The organism is Kandleria vitulina DSM 20405, assembly GCF_000702065.1.
In the GTDB taxonomy this organism is placed as follows: domain Bacteria; phylum Bacillota_I; class Bacilli_A; order Erysipelotrichales; family Coprobacillaceae; genus Kandleria; species Kandleria vitulina.
Genome location: NZ_JNKN01000005.1, coordinates 40,807 through 56,867, shown reverse-complemented (window position 1 = coordinate 56,867; position 16,061 = coordinate 40,807). Strand labels below are relative to the sequence as shown.

The following is a 16,061-nucleotide window of genomic DNA, read 5'->3' as shown; positions in this document are numbered from 1 at the left end:
CTATTTCACAATTTTCATTAACTTCTTATAGATTTTATCATCGATAAAACCTTCTTTATGCATAACCATCAGCGCGTCTTTGTCACGCTGTTCTAAAAAACATTTTGTAAGCAGACGCAAGATATCCAAAGGAATATCTTCTTCATAATCTTTAGGCTTAATAGTAATGCTTAATATCATCTGGAAAGTATCTTTCTTATAAAAATACAAAGTTCCAAAATCTTTTGAATAAAAGACCAAACCTAATTCATCTTCAAAAACAAGCATCAACGATGAAAACTTAGTACGATAGACACCCTTTCCATATAAGGCAAAAGGTGTATCCTTTGTCACATGGGCTTCATCGATATGTTCACGATGCTGCTTTAATTCAACCATCTGATAATCCAGGGTATACCAGTTATTAATCAATGGTTCATAGCAGGCAAGATAAATATCATTGCCATCGACATCAAGACAATGTGGACGAGTCGCAATCTGTGGCTTTAGATCTTGAGAAAACAATCTTCTTCTTTCATTATAATCAAGATACTGATACATATCATCTTCTGTTCTAAACATATCAAAAGCATCATCAATAATCTGCTTTGTACATAATGACTGCACCACAATCTCATAGTCAAATAGATCCTGTTCACATTTTATTTTAATAGGACAATTGACTCTTTCCAATAAATGACGATGCTTCTCCACATATTGATAAAGATCAGTCTGCTTAATAGCTGGCCTTTTTACATATTTATTAATCTTCCCTACGACCTTCACAATTTAGCTCCCTTTCATAACCAATTACACTCAGCATATAAAGTGGTGCTGTCTCACTACGAAGAATTCTTTTTCCAAGTCCGCACGCTTCAAAGCCCATCTTTTTCATTTCTTCTACTTCTTCTTCATCAAAGCCACCTTCAGGTCCTACAACGATGGTAATAGAAGATGTAAGACGATTCATCGCCTGCTTAAAAGTTGACTGTTCCCCTTCTTTGGCAGATTCTTCATAAGCAACAAGATTCACTTCTGATAAATAATCAGAAAGCTGATTCATCTTAATGCATCCTGTAAGTTCAGGTACAATCAAACGATAAGACTGCTCAGCAGCTTCCTGAATAATACGCTGATAACGTACAGCTTTCTTTTCCCATTTCTTTTCATCAACTTTAATTAAAGAACGACGAGATAAAAAAGGTACAATACGCGTTACCCCTAGCTCTGTCGCTTTCTGAATGACCTTTTCAAATTTATCACCTTTAGGTAACCCATAGACAAGTGTGACATCTACATCAAGTTCATGGTTATCATCCAGTGTTTCTACAATCTTAAGCAATCCTTCTGTGATATCAATAATCTCACAAAGATAGACATGCTTATGTGGATCAATGCAGATGACACGATCCCCTTCTTTTTGTCTCATAACTTTAGCGATATGCTTATGCATCACCGCATCCGCTTTAATGAGTTCATTATTGATTGATTCATCTGAAATAAAATATCTCTGCATAGCCATTCCTCCGACGTTCATAATAACACTTTTTTAATACTATGAAAAGAAAAATGGATAGTCTTTATAAAGCAAAAGCACGTAGTTAATCTACGTGCTTATTGGAAGTTAAGATAAAACCATTCTGATAATCTATCATAACATGATCATTTGGTTGAACAGTGCCTTTAATCATTTCTCTAGCAAGCAATGTTTCAATATGGGATTGAATATAACGCTTAATTGGTCTTGCCCCAAATGTTGCATCAAAGGCATCCAACTTAATCTGTGCTTTCGCATTTTCAGTTAAATCAAGAGTAATCTTCTTTTCATCAAGACGTGCTTGAAGCTGTTTGATGAACTTATTGATAATCTTGTAGACAATAGATTCATCAAGAGAATTAAACATGATTGTCTCATCAATACGATTCAAGAACTCTGGCTTAAAGTGAGTCTTTAATAAGTTATCAACTGCAGCTCTTGTTTCACTTGTATTTCCTTGTAGAAGATACTCAGAACCAAGGTTGGATGTCATGATAATGATTGTATTCTTAAATGAAACCACATTACCCTTAGAATCAGTTAATCGTCCATCATCCAATAGCTGTAATAGAATGTTGAAGACTTCAGGATGAGCCTTTTCAATTTCATCAAGAAGAACAATGCTGTAAGGCGCACGTCTAACTGCTTCTGTTAACTGTCCACCTTCTTCATATCCAACATATCCTGGTGGCGCACCTAATAAACGTGACACGCTGTATTTCTCCATGTACTCACTCATATCAATACGAATGATATTCTTCTCTGAATCAAAGAGCTGTTCAGCCAACGCTTTTGCAATTTCAGTCTTACCTACACCAGTAGGACCAAGGAATAGGAATGAACCAATTGGTCTTGCTTCATCATTGATACCAGCTCTGCTTCTTAAGATTGCATCAGTAACCTTAGAGATTGCTTCATCCTGTCCAATGACGCGCTGTCTTAAGACATCTTCAAGATGAAGAAGCTTTTCTTTTTCAGAAGCCATCAATTTAGAAACAGGAATATTTGTCCATCTTGCAATAACTTCTGAGACAGTATCTACTGTTACTTTTTCTTGTAGTAAAGCATCATCATTTTCTTTTTCCTGTAAAGAGGCAATTTCCTTTTCAATAGCAGGAAGCTTTTCATATTTAATACGTGAAGCTTCTTCTAGATAACCCTGTGTCTCTGCCTGAGACATCTCTGTTTCAAGTCTTTGTTTTTGACTCTTTAACTCTTTAATACGATCAAGACCTGATTTCTCTACTTTCCATTTATCAGTCAAGCCTTTGATCTTTTCATCAAGAGACGCAATCTTCTCTTTAATTTCAGCTAAACGATGTCTTGTATCATCATTCTGATCTTCTTTTTCAATAGAAATACGTTCCATTTCTAGACGATTCTTATCTCTTGTAATGGAATCAAGTTCTTCTGGTAAAGAATCAATATCCATTCGAATAGAAGCACATGCTTCATCAATTAAATCAATCGCCTTATCTGGAAGATAACGATCAGTGATATAACGATCACTTAGATGAGCAGCCGCAATAATCGCATTATCGGTAATTTGTACCCCATGATGAGATTCAAATGGTTCCTTTAAACCACGCAATATTGCGATAGTATCATCTAAATCAGGTTCATGAACCATGACATTCTGGAAACGACGTTCCAAGGCTGCATCTTTTTCAATATACTGACGATATTCATCCAATGTTGTGGCACCAATACAATGTAGTTCACCACGAGCAAGCATTGGCTTTAACAAGTTAGCCGCATCCATTGCCCCATCTGTTTTACCAGCTCCGACAAGCTGATGAATTTCATCAATAAAGAGGATAATATTTCCTTCTGCCTTCTTAATTTCCTTAAGAACAGCTTTTAAACGTTCCTCAAATTCACCACGGTACTTTGCACCAGCTACAAGTGAACCTAAATCAAGTTCAAACAATGTTTTTCCTGCTAATGTTTCAGGAACATCATTCTTGAAGATACGCCATGCCAAACCTTCTACAATGGCAGTCTTACCAACCCCAGGTTCACCAATAAGAATTGGGTTGTTCTTTGTTTTACGAGAAAGAATCTGAATAACACGTCTGATTTCTTCATCTCGACCAATAACTGGATCAAGCTTACCTTCTCTTACATCCTTGATAAGATCTCTACCATATTTCTCTAATACTTCATAGTTATTTTCCGGATTAGGTGAATCCACCTTCTGTCCACCTCTCATTTCCTTGATGACCTTTTCAACTTCTTTTTCATTTAAACCAAACTTCTGAATCAATGATTTAATATCAGTTGAATTTGTATGGAAAAGTGCCAGAATGATATGTTCAATACTTAAATATTCATCACCATAAGATGACATGATCTTATTTGCTTCTCCAAAAAGATTATTAAGATCATAGCTCATACGCAGATCATTTTCACTAACGTGATTAACAGAAGGCTTCATATTAATACGATTATTAAGTTCGTCCATAACCTGTTCTACAGGTTTATTAAGCTTCGTCAATACACGATAGAAAATACCCGAACTATCCTGCAATGCACTATATAAAACATGCGGTACATCGATGACCTGCTGAGAAAGATTCATCGCCATGTTAGCAGCATTGCTGATGGCAGTTCTTACTGCTTCTGTCATTTTTTCATTCATATCTATCACTCCTTTTAGCACTCTATATCTCTCTGTGCTAAATACAGTATAACATTATTTTTAGCACTGTCAATATAGAAGTGCTAAAAATAGTTTATTAAAAAATACAGATTATCTCAATAATCTGCATTTCTTTGTTTCATATATTTAATAGCATCCACTGGATAAAGCATTTTATTCACCTTAATGATATCAAACTCTATCACCAGATCATGCACAAGAATGGATATACGATTAAGATATTCCATATCTTCTAATCTTTAAACAAAGGAGAAAACAAGTAACATAGGGATACATAATTGTCTTTAATCATCAATCTTCTTGAATATATCCCAATATTTCATTCCTGTCTCCTTTGTACTAAATAAGTTCTACAACACGTTTAACAGGAAGGCCGATAACTGTATCGATATCTCCTTCAATATGATCTACAAACTTTGAAGCCATGCCCTGAATAGCGTAGGCGCCTGCCTTACCTTTCCATTCATCATGAAGAAGATAATCATCAATCATACCTTCAATATCCTTAAAGTACACCGCTGTTTCATCAATAAAGGAAATAATCATGTCTTCCTTAAAGATTGTAACTGAAGTAAAGACAATCTGCTTATCATTTGATAATGATAATAAGATTCTTCTTGCATCCTCTTTATCACTTGCTTTACCGATAATCTCATCATTATGAAAGACTATCGTATCCGCACTGATCACGATGTCTTTAGGATATTTCTTATGAATAGGTTCACCTTTATCATAAGATAATTTCATCAGTCTGCTTTTTAGTGGCAGACTCTCATCTAGAACCTCATCTATGCAAGAGGCATCGACCATAAAGTCGATGCCTTCTCTTTTTAAAAGTTCTTTTCTTCTAGGAGAGCTGCTCGCAAGAATAATCTTACTCATCAGCTGTTTCTTCTTTCTTTTCTTCTTTTTTAACTGGACGAGGCATTAATGCTTTCTTTGAAACATTGACACCCTTGTCAGTGATTTTTGTAACCTTAACTTTTACAATGTCACCTAACTTGATAACATCAGATACTTTTTCAGTACGATCCCATGCAACATCTTTTACGTGTAAGAAACCGTTTGTTCCTGGGAATAATTCAATGAAGGCATACTTGTCTTCTACTCTGACTGCCTTACCATCATAGATTTCACCAACATTAGCTTTTCTAGTGATATCTTCAATCATCTTGACAGCCTTATCGATAGCTTCCTGGCTATAATGATAGATTGTCACTAAACCTTCATCATCGATATCAATCTTGACATCATCACATTTTTCAATGATATCATTGATTGTTTCTCCACCTTTACCGATAACATCTTTGATCTGGTCAACTTCAATACGCATAGTTGCATATTTTGGAGCATATGGAGATAAATGATCTCTTGGTGCAGGAATAGCTTCCAAGATAACATCCATGATTTCAGCTCTTGCCTTCTTAGCCTGAGCTAATGCTTCTTCTAAGATTTCTTTAGTGATACCATCGATCTTGATATCCATCTGTAAAGCACAGATACCTTTTGATGTACCAGCAACCTTAAAGTCCATATCACCTAAATGATCTTCCATACCCTGGATATCAGTTAAGATTGTATAGTTGTCACCCTTAGTGACAAGTCCCATAGCGATACCAGCAACCGGGCTCTTGATTGGTACACCAGCAGCCATCAATGCCATAGTAGAGGCACAGATTGAAGCCTGAGATGATGAACCATTAGATTCCAATACTTCTGCAACCGCTCTGATTGTATATGGGAATTCTTCTTCAGAAGGCATAACCTGACGTAATGCTCTTTCTCCTAAGTAACCATGACCGATTTCACGACGTCCTGGTGCCCCCATTCTTCCTGTTTCACCTACTGAATAAGGTGGGAAGTTGTAATGATGCATCCATCTTTTTTCTGTTTCATTTCCAAGACCATCGATCTTCTGGATTTCACTTAATGCACCTAATGTCACAACTGACATAACCTGTGTTTCACCACGAGTAAACAATGCGGAACCATGTACTCTTGGCAATAAATCAACCTGTGCATTTAAAGGTCTGATTTCATCAAGCTTACGACCATCTGGTCTAACTTTGTCTTCAGTAATTAAACGTCTTACTTCTTCTTTTTCAAGATCATCTAAGACCATCTTTACCTGCTTGATTGTACTATCATGTTCTGCGATATCCGCATATTCTTTTTCTTCATAAGAAGCAACAACTTCTTCTTTTAAAGCATCAATTGCGCCATATCTTTCAAGCTTACCTGGAATAGAGATAGCTGCTTTCATACGATCATTGGCAATTTCTGTTACATCATGAACAATTGTTTCATCCAATGTGAATAGAGGAATTTCCATCTTTTCTTTACCGCATGCTGCCACGATTTCTTCTTCAAAAGCAATTAATTTCTTAATTTCTTCATGACCAAATAAAATCGCATTTAACATTGTTTCTTCAGAAACTTCCTTAGAATCTGCTTCTACCATGTTAATCGCAAATTTTGTACCAGCAACTTCAAGGTTCAATTCGCTCTTTTCCATTAATTCAGGACCAGCATTGATTGTGTATTCACCATCAATTAAGCCCACATTAACACCAGCAATTGGACCATTAAAAGGAATATCAGACACTGATAATGCAATAGATGCACCAAGCATAGCTGCCATTTCTGGGCTCGCATTAGGATCTACTGACATAACAGTATTGACAACCTGTACTTCATTTCTAAACCCATCAGCGAACAATGGTCTGATTGGTCTATCAATCATACGTGCTGTTAATGTACCATGTTCACTTGGTCTACCTTCTCTTTTTAAGAATCCGCCAGGAATTTTTCCGACAGAATACATTTTTTCTTCATAAGTTACAGTTAATGGGAAAAAGTCTACATCTTTAGGTGTATTACCTGCACAAGCTGTAGAAAGGACTACTGTATCATCGTATCTGACAAGACAGCTTCCATTAGCCTGTTTTGCTAATTCACCTACTTCAACAGTAAGCGTTTTTCCATGAAATTCTGTACTAAATACTTGTTTCGCCATTTTCTCACCTCTACTATCCTCACCCCATGGTGATGGATTTCCACAAAATTAATTTACATTTATTAGAAAAATAGGAACATTGGATCTCCAATGTTCCTATTTTAATAATTATCTTCTTAAACCTAACTTGTCAACTAATGTTGTATATCTGTCAAGGTCTTCACCTTTAAGATATTTTAACATATCTCTTCTACGTCCGATTTTCTTTAATAAACCACGGTTACCGTGTTTATCCTTTGGATGCTGTTTGAAGTGACCGTTTAATTTATTGATATCTGCAGTCAATAAAGCAATCTGTACTTCTGCTGAACCAGTATCTCCTTCTTTTCTTCCGTATTCTTTGATAATTGCTGTTCTTTCTTCTTTAGTTAACATGAATATGTCCTCCTTAATAATTATTACTTAGCTATTTCCAAGAACCGCGCTTGGAGGTGCGTGAATCCTAGCAATAGCCGCACTTGTAATTATATAGAATATTTCGTTATTGTCAATGTTTTTTTAATTTGTTCTTCATCCTTTTTAAGCTGAAGCTTGAGTTCTTCAATATTAGAAAAAGTCTTTTCATCTCTTATAAATTTTATAAATTCAACCTTAATTGTTTTACCATAAAGATCTTCATCTAAATCAAAGATATGCACTTCCAATAGATCATTAGAAAGTTCATTGAAAGTAGGATTAATTCCCACATTGCCCATTCCGTAATAAACGCTATCATTGAGTTTAACTCTTACGCCATAGACACCTCTTCTTATTACATAATAACTATCAAAATCAACATTGGCCGTAGGATAGCCTATCGTTCTTCCTCTCTTCTTGCCATGTACTACTTCTCCCCTGATTGAAAACGGTCTTGTCAAAAGACGATTCGCTTCTTCGACATTCCCACTTGTAAGCAGTTCTTTAATAAGCGTAGAAGATACTTTTCTCTTCTCATCATACATGATCGGTGCAATAACTGAGACTTCAAAATGCTGGTGGGATAATGATGAAACATCTCCCTTGTTCTTATGTCCAAAATGAAAATCAAATCCTACGACAAGATGATCCACATGTTTAAGATACTGATCAATAAAAGCCTGTGGTGAAAGCTTCGCTACATCCATTGTAAAGCGAATCACAAACAATGTATCAATCCCCATATCTGCCAATAGTTCAATGCGATCATTAGAGGAAATCAATGACTGACATTTTTCATTCTTTAATAATGATAAAGGATGACGATCAAAAGTCATGATTGCACTTTTTAAGTGTTTCTCATCCGCAATCTTTTTCACTTCATCAACTAAAGCAAGATGGCCTTGATGCAAGCCATCAAAAAACCCTAATGCCAATGCATAATGTTCATCAGTAAGATACTCTTTATCAAGATATATGACATTCATTAAAAAAGACCTCTCATGCTTTTAAGATTTCCTTTTCCATCTGGACCATAGATTGCTAAAAGGGCACCGCTTTTTGAATAGACGGCAACCTGATGATCAATATCACTCTTAATCTTTTTTCCAGTTGTGACTATACTATCATCTTCTACGACTATCTTATCAAAAGAAGAGAATGCCTCTTCTAATGAGATGATCTTGTATTCTCCCTGTTCTAACTCTGACAGCGTGATACAATCATCAATTCTAAAAGCACCTGATTGTGTACGGATAAGCTTTTTCATATGTCCAGGATAACCCAATGCTTTAGCAAGATCGACACAAAGAGAACGAATATAAGTTCCTTTTGAACATTTGACACGAAAGGTAATTTCATGTCCTTCTTCTTTAAGAAGTTCAATTTCCTTGATGTCTATATCACGTGGTTCAACTTCAATCTTCTTGCCTTCTCTTGCATATTCATAAAGCTTCTTACCATTGACCTTAATAGCAGAATACATTGGTGGGACCTGCTTTTGTTTACCGATAAAAGAAGAAAGTACTTCTTCTAGATGATGATATCCTGTAAACTCTTTTTCACTAGTGACATCACCGCTTGCATCATAAGTTGTAGTTGAAGTTCCTAAACTCATTGTCGCAATATATTCCTTCTCATCAGCAGTTAAAAACTGCAAGGCTTTTGTAGCTTTATTGATACAAAGAACCAGTACACCTGTTGCATCTGGATCCAATGTACCCGCATGACCGACTTTTTTTGTATGCATGATTTTTCTTACCCGATTAACAACATCGTGGCTTGTCATGCCTGCTTCTTTATTAATAAGTAGAATTCCATTTTCCATTTTTTATCACCGGTGTCATTCTATCATAATCTTTCATTAAACAAAAGAAAGAAACCCTAAGGTTTCTTACTTGTGATTAATAACGAAATATTTTTTCTTTCCTCTACGGATAACTGTTGCTTTTTCGCCATAAGCGTTGGCTTTCGCTACTACAAATTTTTCATCAGTGACTTTTTCTCCATTGACCATCACTGATCCACCTTTTACAAACTGACGTGCTTCTCTGTTTGATGAAGCAGCTCCCACTTTTACTAAGGCATTTAAGATCATTAAGTCTTCATCTACTTCTACTGTTGGTACACCATTGAAGCATTCTTTTACCTGATCATAAGTTAAATCTTTGATCTGTCCACTAAATAGCATCTGTGAAATGGCAACGGCTTCTTCATAGGCTTCTTCTCCATGAAGGAAAGTGATAACTTCTTTAGCAAGTGCTTTATGCGCTTCTCTTTTATGTGGTTCTTTCTTATGACTTTCTTCTAATGCTTCAATTTCTTCTTTTGATAAGAATGTTAAGAATTTAAGATAGTCAATAACCTTTTCATCTTCACTGTTAATAAAGAACTGATACATTTCATATGGTGAAGTCTTTTCACGATCAAGCCAGATTGCTTTTCCTTCAGACTTACCGAATTTAGTACCATCACTCTTAGTCAATAATGGCATAGTGAATCCTAATAATTCACTACCATCTTTCTTTCTTGCAAGTTCAATACCAGCAGTGATATTACCCCACTGATCCTGTCCTGCAACCTGCATATCTACGCCTCTTTCTTTATGTAATACGTAGAAGTCCATAGCCTGTAAGATCATATATGAGAATTCTGCATATGTGATTCCTTCATCTAGACGTCTTTTGATGATATCTTTATTTAACATGTAGCTGACATTGAAATATTTACCATAATCTCTTAAGAAATCAATGAAGTTCATATCTTTGTACCAGTCATAGTTGTTAACGACTTCAAAGCCAAAGATATCTTCAGCCTGTTTTTTTAGACAGTTGAAGTTATGTTCTACCTGTTCATAAGTGATCATTGGTCTTTCAGCAGTTGGCTTAGGATCACCAATTAATCCAGTTCCTCCTCCAACAAGAAGAATAGGATGATGTCCTGCATCCTTAAGTCTCTTACTAATCAAGAATGATGAGAAATGACCAATATGAAGACTATCTCCAGTTGGATCAGTTCCAATATAGAATGTTAATCCGCCATTGTTTAATTTGTCTTTAAGTTCTGGAGAAGAAACATCCTTGATTAAGCCTCTCCACACTAACTCTTCATAAATACCCATGTTGTTCCTCCTGTATATAAATAAAAAGAGAATTCCTCCTAAAGGACGAATTCTCGCGGTACCACCTTTATTTGTACATCTGTACACTCTCTTAGTTGATAACGAAGTCTCTCTCCGTCTAAGCTTTGCACTTAGCTGCTCCAAAGTGTATTCATCATATCTCCTGGCTTATTTGCACCACCCATAAGCTCTCTTGTTCATTCAATATGACTACTTGTCTTTTTCATCGCTTGCATTTATCTTATAGCACAAAAAAGCTGTTGTCAAATAGATTTATTGATATTTATACCAATCTCCCGTGTGATATAGATTGGTCTTCGCATCTACCTGTTCACTTGTCACCTTTGAAAAAACAATCATCTGTGAAGAATATAATCCCGAATATCCTGAATAGATATAACAGATGATACAAGCTAACGCAAAGAAGATAATGCCTGTACCACTAAATACTTCTACCGATAAGAAAAGTGGTGATAGGAAGGAATTGGTTGCCGCCCCAAAGACACCGATCATTCCAATGGCTGCCCCAAACTGTGGTGGAATCTGTAATAATGTAGAGGCAAAACATCCAAATGTTGCACCGATGAAGAAAGTAGGAACAACTTCTCCACCTTTATATCCCGCTTCAAGTGTGATGGCTGTAAATAAGATTTTCCAGATGAATGCAACAGGGGAAGCTTCTCCTTTAAGAAGCGCCTTACTGATGACATCCATTCCTGCCCCATTATAGTCTCTTGTATTTAACAATAAAGAAAGCAAGACAATGATACATCCACCTACAAGTGCTCTGACATAAGCATTCTTTAGATATTTTCTCATTAAATAATTAAAGAAAGATAAGCTCTTAACAAATAATACTGAAACTATTGCACAAAGCATCGCCAAGATCGCAATCTTAATGATCATGATGGAATCAAGTGAAGGGACTCCCACATTGAATCTCACTGGTGCTACACCACAATGATAAGAGATTGAAGAAGAGACAAGAGAAGCAATCAAGGCAGGAAAAATTGTTAAATAAGGAATCTCTCCGACATTGATAACCATAGTCCCAAAAGCTGTCGCTGCCACCGGTGTACCAAACAGCGCTGCAAAGAACGAAGACATACCTACACGTGTAATCATGCCCACCTTTCTTTTCTCCAGCTTAAAACATTTTCCAATAGTATTACCAATATCTCCACCAATCTGTAAAGCAGCTCCCTCTCGTCCAGCCGATCCGCCAAACAGATGGGTAATGATTGTACTCACGAAGATAGCAGGAATTAGCAAGACAGGAAGGAAGTTTCCTTCTCTTGCGGCCGCAATAATATCATTCGTACCTCTTCCCGCTACATCTAAACGATGATAGATCCAGACAATCACCGGCCCTGCCAAAGGCAGAAAATAAAGAATAAACCCGTGACTCATACGATATGATGTCGCATAATTGATACCTAATGCAAAAGCTGTACCAACAATACCACATATACATCCTACAAACAGTCCAATCAAAATCCATTCAACACCTGATTTTATGTACCAGATGGTTCTTTTCATTGAATTACATATTTCTTCATACATAACATTTCCCCTTTTCCAGGACATATATTATCACTAATAAAACAAAAAAAGAAGACAAAGAAATTTGGATAATCTTCCAAACTACGGGAAATACACTTTCTGTTACTTTCAGCGGGACTCTGAAATTGTTTTTCAGTCACGTTCTTTTTTAACCTGCGGGAAAAGTATGTATCATACCGATCCTCAAGAAAAAAATAGTGATAACTCTCTCCAACGAAAGTTTGATTCATCACTCGTCCTACGACAATACGACGGACAAATTCATATTCATTGATGACTTCCAGAAAGAATACAGACCTGCAGAGATTATTGAGCAGCTCCGCAAAGAAAAGAGCGAATTCAGATAGCACATTCATTCATACATGGAGAGAAGTTGCTACTAAGGTGAAAAACGAACCATGTTGGAGCTCGTAAGAGTCAAGTAGAGAATGGATAAACGAAAAAAGGACTGATATCATCACTGATATCAGCCCAAAGCGATAATTTTGATTTTATCTTTCCACTTCCGTGGGAAAGGCATACCCCGTTATTCGGAGCTGTGCCCTTATTTTGTCGTATTTCTTGTAATCATCTGAGTGACAACAGGGACAGCTTTTTGATCGATTTCTTCTTCATTAAGCATCTTTGTCATCAGACGAATAGCCATAGCTCCCATCTCATAGACAGGAACATGAATTGTTGTTAAGGATGGTCTACTCATGATGGAATAGCTTGTATTCATCATGCCAACAACCTGCATATCATCAGGAATGCTGATACCATTATCCTGTGCAGCGTTAACAACTGCAACAGCTTCTTTATCATATCCAGTTAAGACAACATCATGTTTATGTGTTTTGAAATAATCGATAAAGAATGGATAACTTTCTTCATAATGAGTAGATGTATTAATAACCTGTTTATCTTCATCAAAAGATTTACCAGCATCTTCAAATGCTTTCTTGATACCATCTACAAAATCATCCAATCTCACAAGATTCTGTTGAGGTCTTACAAAAACAATATCTTCCTTGCCTTCAGCAAGATATTTCTTTGCAAGATCATAAGAAACATGACTTGCGTCAACATAGATAGATCCGATCTTATCTTCGGCAACTTTATATCCAACAACAACTGTTGGCAAATTATATTTCTTCATGATTTCAATTTCATGATCAATCTGATCACTATTGAAAAGAACAACACCATCAGCTCTAGACTTGATGACCTTTTCCAATACCGCAGCAACAGGGTCACCATCCCCGATATCTTCTGTAGTATAGATTGTAATATTGTAATCAAGTGTTCTTCCTGTATCTCCAATACCACCGATCATATCTTTAACATGACCGAAAAGTGCCTGAGGAAAAACAATTGCGATAGTTGTTGTTTTACTTGTAGCTAGACCTCTAGCAATCTGATTAGGCTTAAAGTCCAATCTTCTGATGACTTCCAATACCTTCTCTCTTGTAGCTGGCTTTACGACATTAGAACCGTTGATCACACGTGATACGGTTGCTAATGAAACCCCAGCTTCTTCCGCAACATCATAAATTGTTGTTTTCTTCATACTTCCACACTGCCATTCTATTTAGTTAATTTTATCAATGATTTCATCTAATTCTTCTTCTACATCATCGATTTCATCTTCAATGATGTCAGGATCAGGCAGAACACCGTCTTGAACTTTCTTCTTCACATCATCTAAGCGATCATTTAATTTCTTAGTGACGTCCTCTACACCTGCAACAACCTTTTCATATTGTTCAGAATCTTTCACTTTACTAGCTAAATCCTGTAACTTGCTTTGTAGATCTTCCATTTTTTCTTTTGTTGTTGCTTTAAATTCATCAGAATCAAATTCATCTACAGATTTTTTAACATTATCAATTGTTTCACCAATAATAGCTTCAAGGTCTTCTTTTGTCATACCTTTTACTTTATCGTAAGTCTCTTTAGATTTAACTTTTAAATCTTCTCTTAAATCCTTACCTTTCTTTGGTGCCAATAATAATCCAGCAACTGCGCCAATAGTAGCTGCTGTTAAAAACTTTCCTAATTTCATGTTCATACCCTCTTTCCTATGTGATATTATTTTTTCTTAAAAAAAGACTTCAAACCGAGAATTGTTCCCAAAATACCTGGATTCTGGCTTCTTTTTGTAAATACCCTATTTACAAATTCAACAGGGGCATTCATCTGATCCATCTTGTAATTGACATCATCAACAGTCTTATTGACCTTATCAATTGTTACTTCTACTTCTTTCGTTAAAGCACTCACATCTTTTAGAACCTGAGATGACTTCAATAAAAGAATACCAAGACAGATTAAAGCAAACGACCCAGATAAAATGAGAAATGCTAAGCATATATCAAATGCACTCATGTAATTCTCCTCTCTAATATAAATATTATCGCATAGAATTAAAGCGCTTTCAACCCTATCCTTTGGCTTCAATAACTAGTTCTTCAAGTTTATAGATATCCTTACTACTCATAAACACATAAACTGCATTATCATAAGCAGCTAACATCTTGGCATGTTCCTTGTCAGTTTTCACAATCTTCGCTCTAGGAATATACTGTGTAATCTCAGTGACATCAATATCAATTCCTGGTTCAGGATGTGCATTATCTGGGAAATCCAAGAAGAATGGATGATCCGCTAAATCCATTGCAGCTGCAAATCGTTTAGCAAAACGTAATGCTCTAGAGAAACGATCTGGCTGGAATACAGCAATAATCTGTTTACCAGGATATCTTGTTCTTGTTTCTTCAAGTACATACTGTACAGCTGTTGGATGGTGTGCATAATCATCTACGAAGATGCAATCACCCTTCTCTTTAACAGTATATCTTCTCTTAACACCTTCAAATGTAGAAAGCTGTTTTTGCATATATTCAGCATCCATTCCTTCAAGATAACCTAAAGTAATAACTGCTAAAGTATCATACAATGTATGCATGCCGTAGAATGGCAATGCAAAATGTCCAAATAATTCTCCATGGGCATAAACATCAAATGATAATCCCTTATCATTGTTAATAACATTCTTAGCCTGGATATCATTATTATCATTTAGACCAAACTTACAAACTGGTTTAGTCCAGTTCATATGTGGAAGATATGGATCATCACCCCAGATGACAGCCATCTTTTTAGCTCTGTTTCCATATTCTTCAAATACTTTCTTATAATCTTCAAATGTCTTGAAATAATCAACATGATCATATTCAACATTGTTAATTAAAGCATAGTCATTATAGTAATGCTTAAAATGATTTCTGAATTCATCAACTTCAGATACAAAATACTTTGCATCTTTAACTGCATATCCAGTACCATCACCGATCAATACATTAGTCTTATCATAATCCTTGAATAAGTGATAGCACATACCTGTAGTCGTTGTTTTACCATGTGTACCGCCAATACCAATTGAAATAAAGTTATTAAAGAAATCCCCAAGGAATTCACAATAGTTCTGACAGATAACATTAGGATTATCCTGAGCAGCAGCCACTTCTGGATTAGAACGATCAAAGTCATTACCAGTAATGACATGCATACCATCTTTAATATTATCCTTATTCCAAGAATAAATAGGAATGCCTCTTCTCTTTAATTCTTCTTCAATAAAAATATATTTGTCAATATCACTACCAGCTACTTCATGACCTAAATCATGAAGAATTTCTGCTAATGATGCCATACCTGAACCTTTAATTCCGACAAAATAGTACATTTTCTTCACCTCTTTGACATTCTAACACATTTTAGTTTAGGAAAACATAAAAAATGAAAGCAT

The 16,061-nt window shown here is 35.8% G+C and carries 14 protein-coding genes and 1 other annotated feature; all 14 genes read right to left on the bottom strand.

Annotated features, from left to right (window positions below):
* The 14 genes from T513_RS0102155 to T513_RS0102085 all read right to left on the bottom strand — a co-directional run bounded on the left by T513_RS0102155 (window position 1) and on the right by T513_RS0102085 (window position 15,998).
* Window positions 1-765, bottom strand: coding sequence for a hypothetical protein (locus tag T513_RS0102155; protein WP_029072241.1), 765 nt, complete (start codon window positions 763-765; stop codon window positions 1-3).
* Complete coding sequence (locus T513_RS0102150; protein WP_029070317.1) at window positions 743-1,495, bottom strand: RsmE family RNA methyltransferase; 753 nt, start codon at window positions 1,493-1,495, stop codon at window positions 743-745. Before T513_RS0102150 ends, T513_RS0102155 begins: the two co-directional genes overlap by 23 nt.
* Window positions 1,496-1,580: 85 nt before the next feature.
* Window positions 1,581-4,157 carry an ATP-dependent Clp protease ATP-binding subunit gene (locus tag T513_RS0102145; RefSeq protein ID WP_031588712.1) on the bottom strand — a complete coding sequence of 859 codons (2,577 nt, stop codon included), beginning with the start codon at window positions 4,155-4,157 and terminating at the stop codon, window positions 1,581-1,583.
* Window positions 4,158-4,517: 360 nt separating this feature from the next.
* Window positions 4,518-5,060 (bottom strand): Maf family protein, encoded by a 543-nt coding sequence (locus tag T513_RS0102140; protein ID WP_031588711.1) that lies wholly within the window; start codon window positions 5,058-5,060, stop codon window positions 4,518-4,520.
* Window positions 5,053-7,194 carry a polyribonucleotide nucleotidyltransferase gene (gene pnp / locus T513_RS0102135; protein ID WP_031588709.1) on the bottom strand — a complete coding sequence of 714 codons (2,142 nt, stop codon included), beginning with the start codon at window positions 7,192-7,194 and terminating at the stop codon, window positions 5,053-5,055. The genes T513_RS0102140 and pnp overlap by 8 nt, the downstream gene beginning before the upstream one ends.
* A gap of 108 nt (window positions 7,195-7,302) precedes the next feature.
* Entirely contained in the window at window positions 7,303-7,569 is a 267-nt protein-coding gene (gene rpsO / locus T513_RS0102130; protein ID WP_029070313.1) for a 30S ribosomal protein S15, read from the bottom strand.
* An 89-nt stretch (window positions 7,570-7,658) separates the two neighbouring features.
* Window positions 7,659-8,576: a riboflavin biosynthesis protein RibF gene (gene ribF / locus T513_RS0102125; protein ID WP_029070312.1), complete on the bottom strand. Its 918-nt coding sequence runs from the start codon at window positions 8,574-8,576 to the stop codon at window positions 7,659-7,661.
* A complete protein-coding gene (gene truB / locus T513_RS0102120) occupies window positions 8,576-9,415 on the bottom strand; it encodes a tRNA pseudouridine(55) synthase TruB (RefSeq protein ID WP_031588708.1) in 840 nt (279 codons plus the stop codon). The genes ribF and truB overlap by 1 nt, the downstream gene beginning before the upstream one ends.
* Window positions 9,416-9,481: 66 nt before the next feature.
* A complete protein-coding gene (gene tyrS / locus T513_RS0102115) occupies window positions 9,482-10,708 on the bottom strand; it encodes a tyrosine--tRNA ligase (protein ID WP_029070310.1) in 1,227 nt (408 codons plus the stop codon).
* Between the two features lie 38 nt (window positions 10,709-10,746).
* Window positions 10,747-10,944: a binding site (T-box leader), on the bottom strand.
* A 37-nt stretch (window positions 10,945-10,981) separates the two neighbouring features.
* Window positions 10,982-12,271 (bottom strand): chloride channel protein, encoded by a 1,290-nt coding sequence (locus tag T513_RS0102110; RefSeq protein ID WP_051654354.1) that lies wholly within the window; start codon window positions 12,269-12,271, stop codon window positions 10,982-10,984.
* 544 nt (window positions 12,272-12,815) lie between these two features.
* Window positions 12,816-13,820: a LacI family DNA-binding transcriptional regulator gene (locus T513_RS0102100; RefSeq protein WP_029070309.1), complete on the bottom strand. Its 1,005-nt coding sequence runs from the start codon at window positions 13,818-13,820 to the stop codon at window positions 12,816-12,818.
* A gap of 21 nt (window positions 13,821-13,841) precedes the next feature.
* Window positions 13,842-14,315, bottom strand: coding sequence for a YtxH domain-containing protein (locus T513_RS0102095; protein WP_029070308.1), 474 nt, complete (start codon window positions 14,313-14,315; stop codon window positions 13,842-13,844).
* A 26-nt stretch (window positions 14,316-14,341) separates the two neighbouring features.
* Window positions 14,342-14,638 carry a DUF948 domain-containing protein gene (locus T513_RS0102090; protein WP_029070307.1) on the bottom strand — a complete coding sequence of 99 codons (297 nt, stop codon included), beginning with the start codon at window positions 14,636-14,638 and terminating at the stop codon, window positions 14,342-14,344.
* Between the two features lie 55 nt (window positions 14,639-14,693).
* Entirely contained in the window at window positions 14,694-15,998 is a 1,305-nt protein-coding gene (locus tag T513_RS0102085) for a UDP-N-acetylmuramate--L-alanine ligase (RefSeq protein ID WP_029070306.1), read from the bottom strand.
* Between the last annotated feature and the right edge of the window lie 63 nt (window positions 15,999-16,061).

Bases quoted from the DNA above. Each gene is read 5' to 3' on its own strand.
- T513_RS0102150 (WP_029070317.1), bottom strand. From the start codon at position 1,495: ATGCAGAGATATTTTATTTCAGATGAATCAATCAATAATGAACTCATT.
- T513_RS0102145 (WP_031588712.1), bottom strand. From the start codon at position 4,157: ATGAATGAAAAAATGACAGAAGCAGTAAGAACTGCCATCAGCAATGCT.
- T513_RS0102140 (WP_031588711.1), bottom strand. From the start codon at position 5,060: ATGAGTAAGATTATTCTTGCGAGCAGCTCTCCTAGAAGAAAAGAACTT.
- pnp (WP_031588709.1), bottom strand. From the start codon at position 7,194: ATGGCGAAACAAGTATTTAGTACAGAATTTCATGGAAAAACGCTTACT.
- rpsO (WP_029070313.1), bottom strand. From the start codon at position 7,569: ATGTTAACTAAAGAAGAAAGAACAGCAATTATCAAAGAATACGGAAGA.
- ribF (WP_029070312.1), bottom strand. From the start codon at position 8,576: ATGAATGTCATATATCTTGATAAAGAGTATCTTACTGATGAACATTAT.
- truB (WP_031588708.1), bottom strand. From the start codon at position 9,415: ATGGAAAATGGAATTCTACTTATTAATAAAGAAGCAGGCATGACAAGC.
- tyrS (WP_029070310.1), bottom strand. From the start codon at position 10,708: ATGGGTATTTATGAAGAGTTAGTGTGGAGAGGCTTAATCAAGGATGTT.
- T513_RS0102110 (WP_051654354.1), bottom strand. From the start codon at position 12,271: ATGTATGAAGAAATATGTAATTCAATGAAAAGAACCATCTGGTACATA.
- T513_RS0102100 (WP_029070309.1), bottom strand. From the start codon at position 13,820: ATGAAGAAAACAACAATTTATGATGTTGCGGAAGAAGCTGGGGTTTCA.
- T513_RS0102095 (WP_029070308.1), bottom strand. From the start codon at position 14,315: ATGAAATTAGGAAAGTTTTTAACAGCAGCTACTATTGGCGCAGTTGCT.
- T513_RS0102090 (WP_029070307.1), bottom strand. From the start codon at position 14,638: ATGAGTGCATTTGATATATGCTTAGCATTTCTCATTTTATCTGGGTCG.
- T513_RS0102085 (WP_029070306.1), bottom strand. From the start codon at position 15,998: ATGTACTATTTTGTCGGAATTAAAGGTTCAGGTATGGCATCATTAGCA.